The organism is Paraburkholderia bonniea, from assembly GCF_009455625.1.
GTDB lineage: Bacteria > Pseudomonadota > Gammaproteobacteria > Burkholderiales > Burkholderiaceae > Paraburkholderia > Paraburkholderia bonniea.
In genome coordinates this window covers 820015-839597 of sequence record NZ_QPEQ01000001.1, presented here as the reverse complement: position 1 = coordinate 839597, position 19583 = coordinate 820015, and the positions used below count along the sequence as shown (strand labels likewise).

The window sequence follows — 19583 nt, the reverse complement described above, 5'->3', positions numbered from 1 at the left end:
TGGCGGTGCGCTTGTATGGGCTTGCGAGTGCTTGCGGGTCTTGCGGGTCTTGCGGATGCTTAAGTCCGCTTACGCGCGGATCAAGCGGTTGCCCGCTTCAGATAGTTCGTCTGCGGTTTTGTACAGCCGCATCTGCATTTCGAATGAGCGCGTCAGCGCCATGGTTTGCATCATTTCGTCTACGGCAGAAACGTTGCTGCCCTCCAGATGCGAGCCTTTGACTTGCACCGAGTCGTCCACCTCATAGGCCGAGCCTGTGATGGAAACGATGAAGCCATGCGAATCCTTGGTGACGTCAGCTGGGTCCGGGTTGACCAGCAGCAGCTTGCCCACCGTTTGCAACTCGGTTTCGCCTAGCGGGCGGACGTTGATCGTGCCGTCCGTGCCCACCATCACCTGGTCGTGCTCGGGCAACGTAATCGCGCCCCCCTCGCCCATCACGGGCAGGCTATCGAGCGTCAGCGAGCCGTCGCTCTCCAGCACCATGCTGCCCGCACGGGTGTAGACGATGCCTTCCGGGCCATCGAGCGCAAGGTAACCAGGGCCATCAATGGCGACGTCGAGCTTGCGGCCGGTATCGGTGAGCCGCCCGGGCTCCGCGTTCACGGCCATGCGGTCCACCTGCACGTCCTGGCGTGAGTCGTAGCCGTAGCCCGGCACCTTCTTGCTCTGCATCGAGATCAAATCGGCACGAAAGCCCGACGTCTGCGCATTGGCCAGATTGTTGGCACGCACATTGAGTGCCACCAGAGCCTGATCGGCACCGCTCATCGCGGTATAGATAAACGCGTCCATCGGGTTACAGCGCCTGCATCAGGGTGCGCATCATTTCGTTTTCGGTCGACAGCACTTTCGAGTTAGCCTGGTAGTTCTGCTGTGCGCCCATCAGTTGCACCAGCTCAGCGGTCATGTCGACGTTCGACTGTTCGAGCGCGCCGATCGCCAGCTTGCCCGCCATGCCAGCACCCGGCACCGAGAACAGTGGCTCGCCAGTGGCCGAAGTCATCGCCCAGGCGGAGCCGGAGATTGGCTTCAGCGCATTTTCGTTGGCGAAGGTCGCCAGCACCACGCGGCCAGCGGTCGATTTCTGGCCGTTGCTGTACTGCACTTCAACCGAGCCATCCTCAGCCAGTTGCACGCCCGTCACGGTGCCTGCGCTGTAGCCATCGGTGCGGTTCGTCGCGGTGCTCTGCTCGCCCGCGAACATCGTCGTGCCGGTGTACTTGATCTCAAGCGCCAGCGGCGATGCGCCGTCTGGCGTGCCGAGATCCAGGCGCGTGCTGCCGGTCGGCGCAGTCAGCTTGCCGTCGGTATCGAACGTCATGCGAGTGGGTGTGCCGGTGCTAACGCCGTTCATCGCGTAGTGCACTTCCATCTCGTTGCCCGCCCCTTTGACGAAGTACTGCGTCACGGTGTGTTTGCGGCCCATCGAGTCGTGCACCGTGGCTACCGACATTCCGTTGTACGACTCCGGATCATCCTTGCTGAAAGGCGTCACGCTGGGGGCTTTCCAGTCAGCGGACATGTTGCCGACGTAGTCGAGGCTCGTGCTGGCTGAGGCCGGGATCGATCCCGCTGGCACCGACAGGTCGCCCATCACGCCGCCTTCCGGGCCATAGCCCTGAACCTTGCGGCCGAGAAAATCGACAATGCTGCCGTCTTTATCGGTGTTGAAAATGCCCGCGCGGGAAAACTGCATTGCGCCATCGCTACCGCGCGTGACGAAAAAGCCGCTGCCCTGAATCGCCGCATCCATGCCGCGTCCGGTCGCAAAGAAGTTGCCGGTCTGGCTGATGGATTGCGAGGTCGAGCCCACTGCTACACCCGAAGGCTGGGCATTGATATAGGTCGACGAGAAGTTCGCCCGGCCCGACTTGAAGCCATACGTGCCGCTGTTGGCGATGTTGTTGCTAATGGAGTTCAACTGGTTGTTGACCGCGTTGATACCGGAGAGGGAAATATTGAAGCTCATGACCAGAATCCTTTTCGGGTGGAAGGCGTGGGGCCTGCCGCGTTCGGGCGGCCGAGAAAACGGGTAATCGAAGCGGTATCGGCTTCACCGATGCCCGCCACACTCAAGATGACCTTGCCGTCCAGACCAAGCCGGACACTCTTTAGCTCACCTTGCATTTCAACCAGGGGTTTTTCACCGGTTTCGGTGCTCACGCGCAGCGTGTACTGGCCTGGTGCCAGGCCATGCTCTGCCGGGTTCAGCGTGAAGCGCACATCGCCGGCATCTTTCGCGCCGAGCGGCACGCGATGCTCTACGCCATCAGCGCCAGTCAGCACCAGTTGCAAATCGCTGGACGCATGCGCGAGCACCATGCCGCCGTGAACCGGCTCCGTGCCCAGCTCAGCTGAACCGGTCACAGCCATCACCTGCGAGCCCACTTGCGAACCCAGCGACACCACCAGCATGCTTTCCTGCAACGCGGCATTTGCGTTGCTGGTGCTCACCAGCGACTGCATCACTTCGATCTGGTTCATCTGCGCGAACTGCGTGACGAACTGGCTCGCTTCCATCGGTGCGAGCGGGTCCTGGTTCTGGATCTGGGCGACCAGCAAGGTCGTGAACAGGCTGGAGAGTTCGTTCTCTTTAGGCTTGCCGTCAGCACTCGTGGGTGCCGCAGCAGATGGAACGGCGGAGGGTGCGCCAGCCGTCATGGGCGCAGCACCAGCGGGCGCACCATGGCTGCCCGCACGCATGTCAGGGGTGAGAGGCAACATGCTTAGCCCTCCCCAAGTTTCAGCAGGTCTTGCTGCATGCCCTTGACCCGCGCCAGCACTTCGACGTTGGTCGAGAACGCGCGCGAAGCCGCCAGCATGTCGGCCATTTCTTCTACCGAACTCACGTTCGAATAGAACACCATGCCGTTCTCGTCGGCGAGCGGGTTGCCAGGCTCGTGACGGCCGACCGGAGGATCGTTATTGGTCACCACGTCCAGCACCTGAACCCGCGCGCCATTTCCTTCAGGCAGCGCGGCGAACACCGGCTTGCGGGCGCGATATGCGGTTTCTTCGGTGCCAGCCGTGCCAGCGTTGGCCAGATTGCTGGCCACTGTGTTGAGCCGCACGGTCTGGGCCGTCATGGCCGAGCCTGCGATGCGAGAGATGTCTTTAAAGCTCATGGCGTTACACGTTGCCTGTAATTGCCGCCTGCAAGCCCTTGAACTTCATGTTCAGGAATCGCAAGCTGGTTTGAAAGTCGATCGTGTTTTGTGAGAACTCGGCTTGTTCAGTACCCAGAACAACCGTGTTGCCATCTTGCGAAGCGCGGGTGGGCAAGCGGTAGAGCAAATCCGGGCTGCCTGCGGACAAACTGCCGGGTATCACCGTGCCCGCTGTGGCCGCACCAGGCATGGCCTGTTGCAGGCTGGCGCGAAAGTCGATGTCACGCGCCTGATAGCCGGGTGTGCTGCCGTTGGCGATGTTCGACGCGATGATTTTGGTGCGCTCGGCGCGTAACTTCAGCGCGGCTGGATGAACCCCCAAGGCCTTTTCGAAACTCAGTCCCATCGTGGCAATTTCCCTCTGTTAAGCGCCTGCGCACCGATGCGCTGACGGTATGTTCCTGATGACAGAGGGAAGGTTAAAGGGGGGGCTCGCGCGGGGCGATAAATCTGAAGACTTCTTTAACAACCGTTTGAAAACGGTCGCTCGGGGTTCACTCGGGGCTCACTCGGGGCTTACCCAAAGCTCACCCAGGGCTGCAAGCCATACAGGAAAGACCCATGCCTGAAGGTCTTTGCTGCGCACATGGCGTGCGGCCCAGCAGGCATGCAGTCCTATAATCCGGCCGTTGCCACTTACGAGGTCGCCCGCGATGAAACTGATTGCCCGTGTGCTGTTGCCTGCGGTTACCGCGCTGCTAGCGGGGCCGGGTCAGGCACAAGAACCCGTGCCCGCCGCGCTGCCAGGCGTTGAAGCGCAGGTGCAGCAAGCCGCGCTGGGCTGGCTCAAGCAGGACATACAACGGCGCAACCTCACGCTGCTACGCGCCAGCGCGACGGTCTTGCCTAACCGCCGCCCGGCCCCCGCTTGTGCGGGCCCCTACGACATCACGCCTGCTGAAACCCATGCCCTGACCCGCCTGCGCTTTGCCGTGCGCTGCCCAGGCACGGGCCGCGCCAGCGTGTATCAGGTGCGCGCGGCAGCGTATGCCAAGGTGCTGGTCAGCGCCCGCGCGATCCAGAACGGCGAGGCGCTCACGCCACAGGACGTGACGCTCGCTGAGCGTGACCTGGCCGCCACGCCCGATGCATTAACAGATCCGGCCGACCTCGCCCAGCGCAGCAGCCGCCGGACGCTGCAGCCAGGCCAGGTAATACAGAAACGCTTTTTAAAAGGCACCGAAGCCGTCCGGCGCGGACAGTCCGTGCAGATCGTCGCGCGCACGGGGGAAGTCGAGGTCCGGGCGATTGGCACTGCGTTGCAAGGCGGTGCGCAAGATGACGTGATTCGCGTGCGCAATGCAAGCACCGGCAAGATCATCCATGCGCGCGTGAGTGCTGCGGGCGTGGTCGAGCCAGTGGGGATGGCCAGCACAGAAAGCAGAACAGCCGGGAGCCGCTAGTGCTTCTTAGTGTTGCGAATTAGTGTGGCGAATGATTGGCTGCGGCACGAATTCGCACGGGCACTGAGGTTGCCGCTAAAGCCAGCCTTAATGCGAAGCAATCAAATCCCAACGCGGGGCTGGCCCATGCCATGGCAATGGCAGACGCGACAGGTAGTACGGGGTGAACAGGCAAGCCATCAGCAGGCAGGAAGACAAAACCCGCCAGAAAAATAGGTACAGCGATTGCATAGATCTAGATCGTCAAACAAAAAAAATGCACTGCGCAATGGCACCGATGGCACCGCGCGTCGAGCGCACCGTAAGCATGCTCAGGTGCGCTCAGCTGGAATCGCACGGCCCAGCCTGCGCCGTGCAGCGAATTTGAATTAGTGCGCTGGATTAGCAGGCTGTTGAAAAACGTTCCAGGAGGGGTAGCGCTGAAAATATCGACCTCTCAAAACGTCCTATATGCCGTTCGCGCAACTCGGGTAAGGGATGATGCAGCACCCCCAAATGTGGGTTGCAGACGCACGTCAAAACAGTTTTTCAACAGCCTGTTAGTGCGCTGGATTAATCCGCTGGATTGACGCGCTGGATTAGCCCGCTGAATTAACCCGCTGAATTAACCCGCTGGATTAGCCCGCTGGATTAGCCCGCTGAATTAACCCGCTGAATTAACCCGCTGGATTAGCCCGCTGAATTAACCAACTGGATTAATCAACTGAATTAACCCGCTGGATTAACGCGCGGCCTGAAGCTGCCGCGCCACACTCACGAGCTTGTCTTCATACGCGGGGTCCGTGGCGTAACCGCCCTGCTTCAACGCGCGGGCAAAAGCCCGGGCATCGTTGCCGCTTCCCAGCGCCGCGGCATAGCGCGGATTTTCTTTAATCAGGCGGGTGTAGTCGCTAAACGCGCTTTCGTAGTCGGGATACGCGCGGAAGCGATCGACCACGCTCACGGCCGAGCCATTCACGTATTCAGTGGTTTGGGTTTCAGCCACGGCACCGCGCCAGCCACCCGTCGCCTTGATGCCAAACAGGTTGTGCGCCGAGCCGCCCTGGGCGGTCTGCATCGGCCGGCTACCCCAGCCAGATTCAAGCGCGGCATGCGCGGCAATCACCTCGGGTGAGGTGCCGAGCCGGGCACCCGCACGCGCGGCCCACGGCATGATGTCGTCGATAAACGTCTGGCGCTGGGTCTCCAGCGAATCGTTCTGCGTCAGCCGCAACGCGGCTTGTGTGGCATTCGTGCCCGCAGTAACCGGGCCGCCTGCTGAGCCCGCTGCGCCTTGCAAGCGGGCCACCAGATGCGCGGCCTGCGCCTGTAACGCCGAACCCCCAGCACTGCTGCCAAAACCATCACGCACGGTGCTGCGAATCTCGTCGCGCAGCGCATTGAATTCAGCGGCAAACGCCTGATGGCCCGCTGCTGGGCGGGCCGAGGGCAAGGATGGTGCGGCAAAGCCGCTACCGCTCTGAGCGGCAAAGTCAGTACGGAACATAAGTGTGTTTTTCTCCGTGCAGCATGCGCTGCATCGTTTCGAACTGGCCCGCCAGCAAGCTGCTGTTACGCGCGGCCAGCGCCTTGCAGCGCGCCACGAGTGCCTCCAGTTCGGCGTAACGCGCGGCCAGCGCGGTTTGCGCCGCAGACGGTGCAGCGCCTGGCTGGCCCGTCAGCAAACGTTGAAATGCGCCTGGCATCCCGCCTAGCAGCGAGCGGCGCGTGCGCTGGTTCAGTTCCAGCCGTTCGAGTTCGTGATTAATCGCCTCGCCCAGACGCTTCAGCGCGGGAGCATCAAGCCGCTGCGCCACGGCGAACTGCTCGTCCAGCATGCGTTGCAGCACGCGATAGGCTTCGAGATCGGCCGTCAGGCCGGTGACGACCTGACGTAATGCAGCCTGACGTGTCATTCACGGCCACCGTGGTAGCGCAGCATCAGCGCTGCCAGCTTGCCTGCATCAAAAGTGATCTCGCCTGCGTCCAGCGCATTTTTGATTTCGGCCACACGCGCGGCGTCGATCTGCGGCGCTTGACCCAGTGAAGACTGAACCGTCTTCAGTAACGCCGCATCGCGGCTAGCACCCTGAGGACGGGCCACACGCGCAGTACGGCTGATCTTGATCGCCGTCTCGCCCTCTGGCGAAACAGCAGTCTCGTTAATCATGACGTGGTCAGTCAAATTCGTGATTCGCATCGTGGCACCCTGCTTCTTCGGCTAAATGTGCGGGACCTCCCGCTTCACTGGTTTAAGACGGCGATCCTGGCGCGCCAGTTAAATCGTTCGACGTTGTTTCGCGGATCGTGCGGCTAAGCCGGTCCTCTTCAGCGGGTGGGCGATGTGGCGTGTGCCGCTCAGCGGCCCCTGCCGCGCCGTGCGCGATATGCGGCAGCGCGTCAGGCACGGGCGTGGCAAGCGGCACCTCAGCGGCTGGCGAGTCTTGCCGGTGCAAGGTATCAGCGGCCTCTTCACGAGCACGCGGCACGCCACCCAAGCCCGCCTGGCGAGCGGCCTGACGCAGGGTGCGGCTCAGCGCGTTGTCGGCCAGCGCCGAGCTGCTGCCAGATTTCGCAGCAGTAGCAGCAGTAGCAGCAGTAGCAGTAGCAGCAGTAGCAGCAGTAGCAGTAGCAGCAGTAGCAGCAGCCGGCCCGCTCCCGGGCACCACCGCACTCACGCCGCTCATCAACTGCACCTGTGCGGCTGGCGCGCCATACATCGCTTCGAGCATGCGCGCACGCGCTGCGGTCAGCACCATGAATTCGATCCGGCGGTTCGCCGCGGCCCGGGTATCCGCGAGCAACGGTGCGCGATCAGCCATTCCAACCACTTGCAGAATCTGCTTCTCAGCCATCCCGCCTCGCAGCAAGGTTTCGTGCGCCACCATCGCGCGGCCCGTGGAGAGCGCCCAGTTCGAATGAAGCCGCAAGCCGCCCAGGCTGCGAAACTGCACCGAATCCGTGTGGCCAATCACCAGCAGCGGATTGCCAACTTCCATGAACAACAGGCCCATGCGTTCCAGCAAACCAATAAAGCGTTTCGAGGGGGTCGTGCTGCCGCGCTCGAAAATGCCTTCCCGCTCGGTGTCGTGCAGCATCACGCGCAAGCCATAAGGCGTCACCACGGTGCGCAGATTGTTCTGCAGGTCAGCATCGCTAGCGATCTTGTCGAGCAAGGCAGCCAGGTCGCGGAGTTCTTTCTGCGACTCGTAACGCAGCGGCTCTTTCACCATGCTGAGGGCTGTGCCATCCAGATTTTTATGGCTGCTCTCGGCGTTCGAAGCCAGCGCGCGCGCTGCCATGTCGATGCTGGCCTTACCGGTTTCATCAGGGGGCGTCTCACGCGTCACGGTAGCGTCGAGCGGCGCGCTCACCCCATCAAGAAACCCCTCGGTGCCGTCGTACACCATGCTGCTGGACAACTCGTCGAGCTTGCGCTTGGTGGTTTCTTCGTCACGTGCGCCCAGCACCCACAGCAGCAGAAACAGGCACATCAGCGCCAGACAGAAATCGGCGAAGGCCACTTTCCAGCTGCCGCCATGATCGTCGTCATGGTGGCGCTTCGAAACGCGCTTGATAACGGTTTCGTGCTGATGTGCTGGCTTGCTTTTCGCGCCAGGACGGGCGGTGCTCACGCCGGGGCTCCCAGTTCGTTAATCCAGGTTTCGAGCTGAACAAAGCTTGGCTTGTTCACGGTCTGCACCAGACGCCGTCCAGAATCGATGGCGAGCAACGCGGGCTTGCCAGCGGCGAACGACACCAGCACCACCTTCACGCACTCCATCTCGGACATCTCGGATTTGACCAGTTGCTTGAGCGTGTTGCACAGCGGATCCAGCACGCCATAGCAAAAGAAGATGCCGATAAACGTGCCGATCATCGCGGCGGCGACCCGCTCAGCGATCTCTCCGGCGCTCGCGCCTTCGTTCACGCTGTTCATGGCGATCACCACGCCCAGCACCGCCGCCACGATCCCGAAACCAGGCATGGCTTCAGAGATTTTTTTCAGCGAGCTGCATGGCTGTTCGAGGTCGGCATGAATCGCTACCAGCTCTTGCTCAAGCACGCCTTCGAGTTCATGCGCGCTGATCTTGCCCATCGCCATCAAACGGAAGTTATCGACGATGAACGACATCAGCTTGGGCTCCTTGAGCACCAGCGGATAGCGCCGGAACAACGAGCTTTCGTGCGGTGCTTCGACGTGCACATCCAGTGCCTTCAGGTCGCGCCCGACTTGCAGCAGTTCGTACATCAGCAGCAGCAACTGACGCGGGAACTCCTTGTTTTCGGCTGGACGTGTGGTGGTTTTGCGCAGCTGGAGCATCAGCTCCTTCAGCACGTGCGCTGGATTGCCCAGCACCATTGCGCCACCTGCCGCGCCCAGAATGATCAGCAATTCGACGGGCTGCCAGAGCTTGGAGAAATCTCCGCCCATAAACATATAGCCGCCAAATACGCAGCCCAGCACGATAAAAATACCCACTAACTGTTGCATGCTCTTTTCCTTTATCAACCGGCCGGCATCAATGCGGTCCGAGATGCGCCCGCATTTTCTGCAGCGCTTTTTTGTTGATCTGGCACACACGTGCGGTGGTAATTTCCAGCACCGCCGCAATCTCAGCCAGGCTCAGATCGAACTCGTAATACAACTGAATGACCTGCTGCTCACGCGGGTCGAGTGCTTCCAGGGCTTGCACCAGGCTAATCCGGTCCAGCACCTGGGCTTCATGCCCCGGCACCTGGCCGTGCTGCCCATCCTGTTCGGCCAGCAAGGCGTCAAAGCTGAGCAACTCCTGGGCGCTGTCGTCCAGCAACATCTGGTCGCAAGCCGCGCTGTCAATGCCTAGCTCAGCGCACAGCTCCTCTTTCTCCGGCTCCCGCCCAAGCTTGCGGCGCAGGCCACGCTCTGCTGCGCGTAACCGGTGCGCCCCCTGACGGGCACCACGTGGACGCCAGTCCTGGCGGCGCAGTTCATCGAGCATCGCGCCGCGCACGCGCACCAGCGCGTAATGCTGAAACTCGTCGTCGGGCTCGCCATAGCGTCGTAACGCTTCGAGCAAGCCCATCAAACCGATCTGCTCCAGATCTTCCTTATCCACGGCACTACCGGTGTGCGAACTCATCTTGCGCACCACCCGCCGCACCAGCGGCCCGTATTCGATCATCCAGCGCTGTTCATCAGCCGGGGCCAGACAAGCACTGGCACGCTGTATTTGCGCGTATTCGGTGTAGGTCGTCGCGCTCATGGCCGTCAGTCAACCATCAACTTTCCGATGAACAGATCGGCAAATGGCAGGCGTTGCGCTGAACCGTAGGCATGGATGTATTCGCGCTTAAGCACGGCCACGATTTCATCGACATTCATGCGGCGAATCTGTTCGACCGAGTATTCGGACAACACCCGGTGCGCTGTCGCACGCAGCAGCGGCAGCTTGTCGCGGATCTGCTTTTCCTGCTTAGGCGTCGCCACCTTGAACACCAGATCCATCGCCAGATAACGTGAGCGCGTGCCATGTTCAGAATCACGCAGCATCACGATCAGCTTGTCGAGTGGGACATAGCGGAAGTCACCATCGGCAATCGCCACTTCAACAGGCTCGCTGTCTGGCGTGCTTGAGGCAAACGGCCAGACGCTGGCGAGTTTCGCGGCAGTAAGGCCGCCTGCTACGACAACCAGCAACGCGACGGCGGAGATCAAGACAATTTTTTTCATCGGAAATAACGCTCGTTCAAAAGACGTGCTTCAGTTAAGACGCAAGTTCGAAATGCGCACCCGGGCTGCTGGCAGCAGCCAGCCCCTGACCTGGATCAGTAGCGCGCTGTTCACGCTCATGCTGCTGGGCGTCCCGGCCCTGGCCACCGCTTTCGTGCTGCCCCATGCGGGTGGCACTGACTTGCACCGTGACCTCGTTGAATTGACGGTTGCCCAGTTCCTGGCGCAGGCCATCGCTAATGGTTTGCAACTGGCGCAGCACGTCGCCATTGGTGGCCGACATATGCACCTGCACTGCTCCGCCCGTCTGGCGCAACTCGATCAGCACGCTGCCTGCGAGGTGCGGATCAAGCCGGATCACGGCGCGCTGAATGCCCTGCTGTGACTGCAGGCTGATGCGCTCGCCCAGTGCCTGCAGCAGTTTTTGCCCAGGGGCTTCGACGTCAGCGGTGGCGCTCGCGCTAGCCTGGGTCGTTTTCAGCCCGGCGCTGGCCGAAGGTAATTCGAATAACGAAGCATTCATGCTGCTGTCACCAGCCTCGCGGCGTACGACGCCCAGTGCTGAGCTGTCTGTGCCCGCGCCGCGTTCAGCGAGCTGGGCACGTAATGCCGTGGTCATGGCGCTGGCGCTAGTCAACGCTGCCGCCAAAGGCGTAGCGCTAGCCGCCGTGATACCGGGCAATGCCGCTGCAGCCAGACCACCAGGTTCTGCGGCCGCTTGCGCACGGCGCAAGCCAGGCTCGGCCAGCGCGGGGGCTTGTGCCGCTAACGCCTGAATTTCACGCTCCATACCTGAGGGCAATGACCCCGCCGCTGCCAGCTGTTGCCGCAGCGCAGCCGAGAGCACCCCCGTGGGTGCCTGAGGCAGCGCGTCCAATGCGCTAGCCTGGGCTGCGCCGGATAAGACAGATGAGGCAGATGAGGCAGATGAGGCAGATGCAGCAGATGACGCAGAGGAGCCAGATAGTTGCGCCAGCACGGCACTGGCTGGCTCGCGGCCCAGCCCTTCGCGTTGCGGCAACGCCTGGCCCGGCAAGGTGTCGCTTGTCAGTTCTGGCAGCAACAACGCAGGCTCTGCCAGCGGCAACGCCAGCACAGCAAGGTCCTGCTCAGCAGGCAATGCGGTGAGTTCATCCGTGCCGTCTGTTACCGCTCCCGTCACTGCGTTGCTCTCGGCCGCTGAGGCTGTTTCAGCCGCAACGAGACTAAAGCCCGTCTCAACCCCTGGCTCAGCCGCAGCCTGTGCCCCCGGCGTCGTGTCAGAAGCTAGCGCCACCGGTTTCACACGGGCGGAGGCGGGTGCTGAAGCGTGGTTTTGCATCCCCAGCGCGATCATGTTTGATCCTCCTCAGACGCTGCATGCAACGCATAGGCCTGCATGCCTTCGCGGCGCTCGCTCAGTCCAACCATTTCATTCACCAGCCGGCCTGACTCCGACACCAGCAATGCCACTGCAGACTTATGCGCGATCTTGACCAGCGCCAGCGCCTGGCGCTCCGAGTCATTCATCACCGGTTTGCAGGCAACGCCCGCCACCACCGCTTGCACCTCACGGTTAATCACCGTCAAGGCCCGGAAGTTGCGGCTCAAGGTCGCTTCACGCAAGCGCACGGCAAGCTGCAGCAGATTTTCAGTTCGGTCCATGTACATCATCCGTTGCGTTGTTCGACGCCTTGCCAGGCTTCAAACAAAGTCGTCACCAGATCAGTCACCTCGTCGACCAGCGCAGGATCGAGCGTGACGCCCGCCTGATTCAGCCGCCACGAGCAGTAGTCATACAGTTGCGCCAGATTGACCACCACCGGTGCCCCCGATTCGAAATCCAGCGCGCTCGACAAACCATTCAGCATGTCGATGCATTTATTGATGCTTACGCCCTTCTCTTCGTAACGCTGGGCCACGATATGGGCACGCGCCCGGGCCATTTCGTCGAGCAGCCCCGTCATCAGCACAATGACCAGCTGCACCGGGGAAGCGCTAGCCGTGCGCGCTTCAAGATTCGAGGCGTGATAGCCCCCGTAGCCGGTGTAATCCATGGTTATTTAGTGCCTCCGAAAGTGGGCAGGTTTTCAAACAGCTCGAGCGTTTGCTTCATCTTCAGCTCAAGTGTTTCGACCTTGGCAAATTGGGTCAGATAGCGTTTGTAGACTTGATCGTATTTGTTGTTGAGCATGGTTTCCTGCTTGCTCAAGGATTTCTCAATGACCTGCATCGACTCTTCGCGCTTCTTCAAATGGCCATCCGTGGGTGAGAGCCATGTCTTGAGGTAGGCATCCATGCTCTCGTTCAAGCCGCCACTCTTGCCGCCAAATAGACTGGCCAGCCCTTGCGGATGCTTTCCCAGCGCGGCATCGAGCTTGCTCGTGCTCACGGACAGCACGCCCGCGCGATCCGCGCTGACGCCGTAATCAAACAGCCGCACGCCATCCACCTGGCCGCGCAGCAAGGCCGTGAGCCGCTGCTGCAACGCCAGCACGCCCGCATCAGCCGCCAGCGGGCCTGCCAGGCTGTCTGCGCCACCGCTGGCGGTCAGCGTGCCCAGCTCAGCGAAAAGCGCGTTGTAGGCGTCCACAAAACTCTGGACGTTCGCGGCGGTGCCGCCTTGATCCAGCTTGACGTTGAGCATCACCAGCGGATCCGTGCTGCGCATCTCCTGGGTGAAGGTCACGCTCACGCCGTCGATGCCAGCAAACGTGTTACTGGCTTGCTCGATGCGCGTGCCGCTGGCTTTGTCGCCGAGATAAAACACCGCGTCCTGCGCGACCGAGAGTTCTTTGCCGCCACTCAGCGCGCTGACGAGTGCCGCATCGGTCACCCCGCTGGTATCGAGCGTGATGCCGTTCTCGCTGCCGGTCTTGCCTGCGCTCAGCACCAGTTGCTGAGTCGTGCCAATCGTCACCACCGAGGCATTCACCTGGCCTTCGTTGCCGCTGGCCTGGTTGATCGCGCGTGCCAGCTCCGCTGGGGTGACTTCACCTTTGCCGTCGGCATGGGCGGCAGCGAGGTCGATATCGAACGAGCCGCCGTGCGCCAGGTTGATGCTCAAGCTGCCCGCACCAGCAGCCGTGAATGGCTTGATGCCGTTGAACGACACCTGATGGGCACTGGCCAGGCGCTCGACAAAAAAGCCGTAGCTGCCAGGCTGTGCGTTCGCCCCTAGCGTGACCGAGCCCATTGCCGTATTCGATAGCGAACCCGCGTGCTTGACCGGATCTTTCGCCAGCCCCGTCAGGGCCGTCTGGAATTTTTGCAATGCGCCTTGCAGACTGGTCAGCCCCGCTTTCGCCGCGACGTTGCCCGCTTTCTGCTGCTTCAGCCGCTGCATCGCGCGTTCCATATAGAGGTTCGCCGCGGCCGTGGCGTTCTCTACGGGCCGGTTAACATCAATCGACATATGTGCTCCTTTGCTGCGTAACGTGTAAATCGGGTTGCGTTCTGAATTCGGCGCTCAGTGCTTAGTACTCAGTACTCGACACTGAGTGCTCAGCGCGCGGCGCGGCGCTGCCACGCCTGGTTCGCCATCTGGTCCTGACGCTTCTGCTCGCTGGCGATGCCTGCCTGCTGCAAGGTCATTTGCTTGCGTTGCAGCACCGTATCGAGGCTCTTATGTTTGAGTGCGACGCCGCTCCATGCATCACGGCTCGCCGCGACTTCGGTTTCGTGCCGCGCCAGGGCTTCGCGCTGGGTTTCAATCAATTGCTGCAACGCGTCCTGGTAGTCAGCGCGATTCAGCGCAAGCGCCGGGTGATGCTTGGCGGTAACGCTCGCCACCTCGTTGACGGTGCTGTTTTTCAGCGTTTCCATGCGTTCCAGCATGTGGCGCTGACGCTCGCATTGGGCTTGCTTGCCCACCAGCACCGCACTCAGACGGTCAGCTTCGCGGCCACGCAGCGCCACCAGGCGCGACAAGCTATTCACGGTTCGTTCGAGACTCATCGCAGCAGTGCCTCCAGTTGAGCAACGGTGTCGGAAAACGGTGCCGCTTCGGCATTCGCCTGTTGCAAGAAGCGCTCAATCTGCGGATAGCACTCCACTGCCCGATCGGTTTGCGGATCGGCACCGGCGACATAGCCCCCTAGCGGAATCAGATCGCGCACCTGCGCGTAGCGGGCCATCAGATCTTTGAGTTCGCGCACGGCCTGCACATGCCCAGGTGCTGCGACCTGGGTCATGCAACGGCTGATCGAGCGCGCCACGTCGATGGCGGGGTAATGCCCCTGAGAAGCCAGATCGCGCGACAACATGATGTGACCGTCGAGAATCGCCCGCGCGGTATCCACCACGGGGTCTTGTTCGTCGTCGCCTTCGGCCAGCACGGTGTAAATCGCACTCATGCTGCCGCTGCCTTCGCCATTGCCAGCCCGCTCCACCAGTTGCGGCAGAAGGCCAAACACGGAAGGCGGGTAACCCTTGGTCGCGGGCGGCTCACCCAGTGCCAGCGCCATTTCGCGCTGCGCCATCGCGTAGCGCGTCAGCGAATCCACCAGCAGCAGAACGTTGCTGCCCGCGTCGCGGTAATGCGCCGCAATCGCGTGGCACAGCTCGGTGGCCATCAAGCGCATGAGTGGCGATTCATCTGCCGGTGCCACCACCACGATGGCTTTGCGCAGCCCTTCCGGGCCCAGCGAATGTTCGACAAATTCGCGCACTTCACGGCCACGCTCACCAATCAGCCCGACCACCACGACATCAGCATCGGTCTGGCGCGTAATCATTCCGAGCAGCACGCTTTTGCCTACGCCACTCCCGGCGAACAAGCCGACACGCTGGCCATGACCGAGCGTGAGCATGCCGTTGATCGCGCGCACGCCGACATCCAGCACCCCTTCGACGGGACGCTTTTTCATCGGATTGATGTTCTGCGGCTGTAATGACAACGGCACCTCGCCGCCCAGCGGCCCGAGGCCATCAAGCGGCTCGCCCAGGCCGTCGATCACGCGCCCGCGCCAGCTCGGGCCGATACGCAGCACACGCTGCGCGCCATCGTCGGGCAGCACGCGTGCGCCCGCGACCAGCCCGGTCGGGCGGCGGAACGGCATCAAGTAAGAAATATGTTCACGAAAGCCCACAACGCGCGCTTCGAGCCATGCGCCGGAAGAGGTTTCGATCCGGGTTTGCTGGCCGGTTTCGAAGGCATAGCCGGTGGCTTCGAGCAAGATGCCAGAGACACCGCTTAAGCGGCCCACCGGACGCGCCACGGGAACATCGTTGAAATCGAGGCTGCTGAGTGTCTGGCTAAAAGTCTCGCCACTGCGTTTCAGCGGAGATGCGGATGCGTTCATGCGGGCACCTCCGTTACGGTATCCGTCGTAGTCGTAGTCGTAGCCGTAGCCGTGCCGGTAACGGCGGCCGTCTCAACCTTCGTCTCAAGCGGCTTTTCACCTAGCCCTTCAACCGCCCCTTCAACCGGCTTTTCAACCGCCCTTTCAACCTGTTCTTTAACCAGCTCGTCAACCTCCGCCCCGGAGATCACACCCTCCTGCTGGCCAAGCGAATCGAGTGACGCGGGCACAGCGCGCGTGGAACCCGAAGCCACCGCACGGCTTTGCGCCGTCTCCAGCTCAGCTTCGGCACCGCTCAGATAAGTGCTGATCTGTTCGATACAGGCCGCAAGCCGCTGGCCACAGCCCGCATCCATCTCGCGCTGGTCCGCTGTGACGCGGCATTCGCCGCTCACCAGCCGGGGGTCTGGCGTCAGATGCCAGTGGCGTGCGCGCTCAGGCAGCGCTTCATGAATGCGCTGGTATTCATCGGGATTGAGCCGCACTTCGACAGTCTCGGGCGGCTTGGGCATCTCAGCCAGCACCTCGTCGACAAACGCGAACAGTTGCTCCGGGCGCAACGTCAGCTCACTACGGATCACCTGGCGCGTGGCCTTCTCCACTAGCCCAGCAATTTCGTTGCGCACCGACGCTTGGTATTCCTGCTGAACCTGTCTGAAGCCTGCGATCAGGTCATCAAGCGGTTTGGCCAGATCAGCCAGCGCGCTTTTCATGCTGCGCTGCGCGGCGGCTAGCGCCGAGTTGCGCCCGCCTTCATAACCTTCCTGATAGCCGTCGTGATAGCCCGACTGGCGCGACTCTTCCAGCATGTCTTCGGAGATATGCGCATCGAGCCCGGGGGAGAGTGTCTCCGGCCCCAGCGGTTGCGACTCGCTGCGCGCGCGCAGACGTGCCAGCTGAGGAAACGAGTACCGGCGATAGGACTTGGCGGGCTTCATCAGACCACCTCCTCCGCAACCAGTTGCAGTTCGACCTCGCCGTTTTCGGCCAGCTCTTTCACCCGCTCCATCACCTCGCGGCGCGCCTGTTCGACCCGGCTCATCGGCACGGGCGGCGAGCGGCGCAGCATTTCTTCGAACGCCATTACCGAGCGGCGCGGCATCGCCCGCATCAGCGCGGCTGGCAAGGCGGGAGCAGCGCCCTTCAAGGCCACACCCCACAACTCGCTATCCACCTGATCCAGGATGATGGCAATCGTCGCGTCGTTTTGCCGCGCGAGAATCTCGAAGTCGTAGATTTGCTCTTCGACTTCAGCGATCAGATCGGGGTCGTGAGCGCGCAGCATTTCGACCAGCTCCATCTGCCCGCCAGGCATCCGGTTGATGATCTGCGCGAGCTGGCGTGTGCCCTCAACTGCCGTGCTTTGCGTGCCAAGGTTATCCAGGCACAGGTCAACTACGGCTTCGAGATCGCGCAGCAAGTCGTAATCAATTTCCTTGAGCCGCGCGATGTTGAGCAGCACGCGCTCACGGCTGGCTTCAGGCAACGCGTAAATCACCTGGCTGGCCTGCTCGGGTGGCAGGAATACGAGGAACATGGCCTGCATCCGCACATGCTCGCGCGCCAGGCGGTCAGCCAGCCATTGCGGCTGGGCCCATTGCAGCCGGGCCATCTTCGGCCCGATCACATCGCCGTAAATCCGGTTCAGCACGCTATTGGCAATTACGCCACCCAGCGCGATATCCAGCGAGCGCTGCAAGAACGAACGTGATGCGCCACGCACGCTGCTTTGCGCACGAAAAGAATCGAAGAACTGATGAATGGTTTTTTGCACCGCGTTCACCTTGACGCCATTCATGCGCGACATGGCGAGCGTCACGTCGAGCAACTCTTCGCGTGACAGGCAACGCAGCACGTGAGCGGCGGGCTCTTCGCCCATGCTCAGCAGCACGATGGCCGCGCGCTCGACTGAAGACAGTTCGAGTGCGGCACTGGCGGCCTGGTCAGCCACCGGAGCGGCGGACGCGGGGAGTGCGGCAAGCGCAGCTTGGGTCGGATTATCCATTTTTTCGGATCCACGGTTTGATGACTTCGGCGACACGCTCCGGGTCTTGACCCGCTAGCAGCTTGAGATGCTCGATCAGCACATCGACGTCCGAGCCAATCGGCGGTAAATCAGGATCGTTGTCCAGCAGCATCAGCGGACGGCTGTCCTGCTCTACTGCGGCCGGGTGTGGCAACTCGGCGCGTTCTGCCGCAGCAGTGGCGGCTACCTGCCGGGCCCCCACCCACTGGCGCAGCACGCCGATCAGCGGCCGCAGCACGAGGAAGATCAGCAACAAGCCCGCCAGCGCATAGCCGCCCACCGTGGCAAATGACACGATGTTGTCCGGGTCTTTCCACCAGATCGTGGCTTCAGGCAGTGCTTGCTGGCGGAAATCGAGAGCCGATACCACCAGGCTATCCTGACGTTCCTTGTCCAGGCCCAGGCCGTTACGCAAGATCGTGTCGATCTTTTCCAGTTGCGCTGGGCTCCAGCCTTTGGCTTGATCGGGCGCAGCGGCATTGTTCAGCACCACGGCCACGCTCAGCTTCTTGAGCCGGGCTGGGCTGCGCTTGATCTGGGTCACGTTGCGGTCGTAGGCGTACTGCCTCGTTTGCGCATTGCGAGCGGCACGCGAGGTGGCCGGTTCGCTGGCAGCCGAAGGTGGCGCGGGGCGGTTCGAGAGCGAGCCAGGAATGCCCAGGGCCATCGGATTGCTGTCGCTTTCTTCGCGCACGGCTTCCTGTGTCACCTTGGGTGCTTCGCCGTATTGCTCGCGTGTTTCTTCGATCCGGTCGTGGTCGATATCCACCGTGACGCTGGCGCGGAACTGGCCTTCGCCAAGTGACGGCAGCAACAGATCCTGAATATTGCGCAGCGCTTCCTGACGAATCCGCATGCTCATCTCGTCGTCGCCGGGAGTAGACGCATTGGGGTCCAGCAGCGCGGACAAATGATTGCCTGCCTGATCGACCACGGCGATGCGCTGCATATCGAGGTTGGCCACACTGCCCGCCACCAGCGACACAATCGCCTGCACCTGGTCTTTCGTCAGCTTGCGTCCTGGCTTGAGCGTGAGCACCACCGAAGCGCTGCTTTTATCGCCATCGCCCAGAATGAACGACGACGATTTCGCCACCGACAGATGCACCCTGGCAGCAGCCACCGGATCGAGCGTGGCAATGCTTTGCGTCAGCTCGCCTTCCAGGCCGCGCCGAAAGCGCACATCCTGGACAAACTGGCTCACGCCTAGCGGATCGCTTTTATCGACTTGCTCAAGGCCTGCGGGCAATTTGGCCACTACGCCTTTGGCTGCCAGCAGCATCCGCACCTGGCCCAGGCGGGCCTCCGGCACCAGCACCTGGCCGCTTTCTGGATGCAACCGGTACGGCACATGTTCCGCATCGAGCACGGCCATCAGATCGGCAGCGACCACCTTTTCATGGTTGCCAAATAACGGCTTGTACTGGCCATCCTGATGGCTCATCACCATCATCGCCAGCGCCGTGAGACACACCGCCAGAATCACGACGGGCATGAACTTCATCAGCGCGCTGGAGGATGGCAGCTTGATGCCTGCGGGAAGCCAGCGCGTGGTCAGAGATTTGAATTTATCGAGCACAGTGACGTCTCGTTAGACTTGCATTTTGATGATGTCGTCGAATGCATTCATCATCTTGTTTCTGACTTGAATCAGCATTGAGAACGACAGGCTGGCCTGCTGGCTGGAAAGCATCGCGCCAACCAGGTCATCGTTGTCACCACGGTCTACTGCGGCCACTTTCTGGCTTGCCTGGTGCTGCTGATCATCTACATTCATCAGGGCTTGCTTGAAGGTGTCGGTGAAGTTCACCGGCGTGGCGGCTTGAGGCGCGGCGTTTTCGCTGATGGCGCTCTCTGCCGGAGTGCCTTGCGTCAGGATCGACGTCAGCATCGGGCTAAGGGATTCAACGTTCATGACTGCTCCCAGATAAAAATGGATTTAATACAACGATGAATTGTGTCGATCCCTGTACTCGCAGGCGATAAACCTCAACGGAACCTAAATGGCGC

Annotated in this window: 23 protein-coding genes; 1 reads left to right on the top strand and 22 read right to left on the bottom strand. The window is 61.6% G+C overall.

Going from position 1 to position 19583, the window contains the following annotated elements:
• Nucleotides 1–69: 69 nt before the first annotated feature.
• From GH656_RS03720 to flgB, 5 genes are read right to left on the bottom strand one after another with little or no spacing between them, the layout of a single operon-like run.
• A complete protein-coding gene (locus tag GH656_RS03720) occupies nucleotides 70–795 on the bottom strand; it encodes a flagellar basal body rod protein FlgF (RefSeq protein WP_153074642.1) in 726 nt (241 codons plus the stop codon).
• Between the two features lie 4 nt (nucleotides 796–799).
• Nucleotides 800–1972, bottom strand: coding sequence for a flagellar hook-basal body complex protein (locus GH656_RS03715; RefSeq protein WP_153074641.1), 1173 nt, complete (start codon nucleotides 1970–1972; stop codon nucleotides 800–802).
• Nucleotides 1969–2727 carry a flagellar hook capping FlgD N-terminal domain-containing protein gene (locus tag GH656_RS03710; RefSeq protein ID WP_153074640.1) on the bottom strand — a complete coding sequence of 253 codons (759 nt, stop codon included), beginning with the start codon at nucleotides 2725–2727 and terminating at the stop codon, nucleotides 1969–1971. The genes GH656_RS03715 and GH656_RS03710 overlap by 4 nt, the downstream gene beginning before the upstream one ends.
• Before the next feature lie 2 nt (nucleotides 2728–2729).
• Entirely contained in the window at nucleotides 2730–3128 is a 399-nt protein-coding gene (flgC, locus tag GH656_RS03705) for a flagellar basal body rod protein FlgC (protein ID WP_153074639.1), read from the bottom strand.
• 4 nt (nucleotides 3129–3132) lie between these two features.
• Nucleotides 3133–3516 (bottom strand): flagellar basal body rod protein FlgB, encoded by a 384-nt coding sequence (gene flgB / locus GH656_RS03700; protein WP_153074638.1) that lies wholly within the window; start codon nucleotides 3514–3516, stop codon nucleotides 3133–3135.
• 307 nt (nucleotides 3517–3823) lie between these two features.
• Between flgB and flgA the strand changes: the two genes are divergently transcribed.
• Nucleotides 3824–4573, top strand: a complete 750-nt coding sequence (gene flgA / locus GH656_RS03695; protein WP_153074637.1) for a flagellar basal body P-ring formation chaperone FlgA — start codon at nucleotides 3824–3826, stop codon at nucleotides 4571–4573.
• 721 nt (nucleotides 4574–5294) lie between these two features.
• On the opposite strand, the gene GH656_RS03690 is transcribed toward flgA, so the two are convergent.
• From GH656_RS03690 to fliE, 17 genes are all read right to left on the bottom strand, one after another.
• A complete protein-coding gene (locus GH656_RS03690; RefSeq protein ID WP_153074636.1) occupies nucleotides 5295–6059 on the bottom strand; it encodes a glucosaminidase domain-containing protein in 765 nt (254 codons plus the stop codon).
• Nucleotides 6046–6468: a flagellar export chaperone FlgN gene (flgN, locus tag GH656_RS03685; RefSeq protein ID WP_153074635.1), complete on the bottom strand. Its 423-nt coding sequence runs from the start codon at nucleotides 6466–6468 to the stop codon at nucleotides 6046–6048. Before flgN ends, GH656_RS03690 begins: the two co-directional genes overlap by 14 nt.
• A complete protein-coding gene (gene flgM, locus GH656_RS03680) occupies nucleotides 6465–6752 on the bottom strand; it encodes a flagellar biosynthesis anti-sigma factor FlgM (RefSeq protein ID WP_246184197.1) in 288 nt (95 codons plus the stop codon). The genes flgN and flgM overlap by 4 nt, the downstream gene beginning before the upstream one ends.
• A gap of 52 nt (nucleotides 6753–6804) precedes the next feature.
• On the bottom strand, nucleotides 6805–8187 hold the full coding sequence (locus GH656_RS03675; protein ID WP_153074634.1) for a flagellar motor protein MotB: 1383 nt from the start codon (nucleotides 8185–8187) through the stop codon (nucleotides 6805–6807).
• Entirely contained in the window at nucleotides 8184–9047 is an 864-nt protein-coding gene (gene motA, locus GH656_RS03670) for a flagellar motor stator protein MotA (RefSeq protein WP_153074633.1), read from the bottom strand. The genes GH656_RS03675 and motA overlap by 4 nt, the downstream gene beginning before the upstream one ends.
• A 28-nt stretch (nucleotides 9048–9075) precedes the next feature.
• The gene (locus GH656_RS03665; protein WP_153074632.1) at nucleotides 9076–9798 is read right to left on the bottom strand and encodes a FliA/WhiG family RNA polymerase sigma factor; all 723 of its coding nucleotides are present in this window, start codon (nucleotides 9796–9798) and stop codon (nucleotides 9076–9078) included.
• Nucleotides 9799–9803: 5 nt separating this feature from the next.
• Nucleotides 9804–10265, bottom strand: coding sequence for a flagellar basal body-associated FliL family protein (locus GH656_RS03660; protein WP_153074631.1), 462 nt, complete (start codon nucleotides 10263–10265; stop codon nucleotides 9804–9806).
• A 34-nt stretch (nucleotides 10266–10299) separates the two neighbouring features.
• Nucleotides 10300–11601, bottom strand: a complete 1302-nt coding sequence (locus GH656_RS03655; protein ID WP_153074630.1) for a flagellar hook-length control protein FliK — start codon at nucleotides 11599–11601, stop codon at nucleotides 10300–10302.
• A complete protein-coding gene (locus GH656_RS03650; RefSeq protein ID WP_153074629.1) occupies nucleotides 11598–11909 on the bottom strand; it encodes a hypothetical protein in 312 nt (103 codons plus the stop codon). The genes GH656_RS03655 and GH656_RS03650 overlap by 4 nt, the downstream gene beginning before the upstream one ends.
• Before the next feature lie 5 nt (nucleotides 11910–11914).
• Nucleotides 11915–12301: a flagellar export chaperone FliS gene (gene fliS / locus GH656_RS03645; protein ID WP_153074628.1), complete on the bottom strand. Its 387-nt coding sequence runs from the start codon at nucleotides 12299–12301 to the stop codon at nucleotides 11915–11917.
• A gap of 2 nt (nucleotides 12302–12303) precedes the next feature.
• On the bottom strand, nucleotides 12304–13659 hold the full coding sequence (gene fliD / locus GH656_RS03640) for a flagellar filament capping protein FliD (RefSeq protein ID WP_153074627.1): 1356 nt from the start codon (nucleotides 13657–13659) through the stop codon (nucleotides 12304–12306).
• Between the two features lie 89 nt (nucleotides 13660–13748).
• Entirely contained in the window at nucleotides 13749–14201 is a 453-nt protein-coding gene (gene fliJ, locus GH656_RS03635) for a flagellar export protein FliJ (protein ID WP_153074626.1), read from the bottom strand.
• The gene (fliI, locus tag GH656_RS03630; protein ID WP_153074625.1) at nucleotides 14198–15547 is read right to left on the bottom strand and encodes a flagellar protein export ATPase FliI; all 1350 of its coding nucleotides are present in this window, start codon (nucleotides 15545–15547) and stop codon (nucleotides 14198–14200) included. Before fliI ends, fliJ begins: the two co-directional genes overlap by 4 nt.
• Nucleotides 15544–16485 (bottom strand): FliH/SctL family protein, encoded by a 942-nt coding sequence (locus GH656_RS03625; protein WP_153074624.1) that lies wholly within the window; start codon nucleotides 16483–16485, stop codon nucleotides 15544–15546. Before GH656_RS03625 ends, fliI begins: the two co-directional genes overlap by 4 nt.
• The gene (locus tag GH656_RS03620) at nucleotides 16485–17552 is read right to left on the bottom strand and encodes a FliG C-terminal domain-containing protein (RefSeq protein WP_153074623.1); all 1068 of its coding nucleotides are present in this window, start codon (nucleotides 17550–17552) and stop codon (nucleotides 16485–16487) included. The genes GH656_RS03625 and GH656_RS03620 overlap by 1 nt, the downstream gene beginning before the upstream one ends.
• On the bottom strand, nucleotides 17545–19152 hold the full coding sequence (gene fliF / locus GH656_RS03615) for a flagellar basal-body MS-ring/collar protein FliF (RefSeq protein ID WP_246184196.1): 1608 nt from the start codon (nucleotides 19150–19152) through the stop codon (nucleotides 17545–17547). The genes GH656_RS03620 and fliF overlap by 8 nt, the downstream gene beginning before the upstream one ends.
• 12 nt (nucleotides 19153–19164) lie before the next feature.
• Nucleotides 19165–19488: a flagellar hook-basal body complex protein FliE gene (gene fliE, locus GH656_RS03610; protein ID WP_153074622.1), complete on the bottom strand. Its 324-nt coding sequence runs from the start codon at nucleotides 19486–19488 to the stop codon at nucleotides 19165–19167.
• Between the last annotated feature and the right edge of the window lie 95 nt (nucleotides 19489–19583).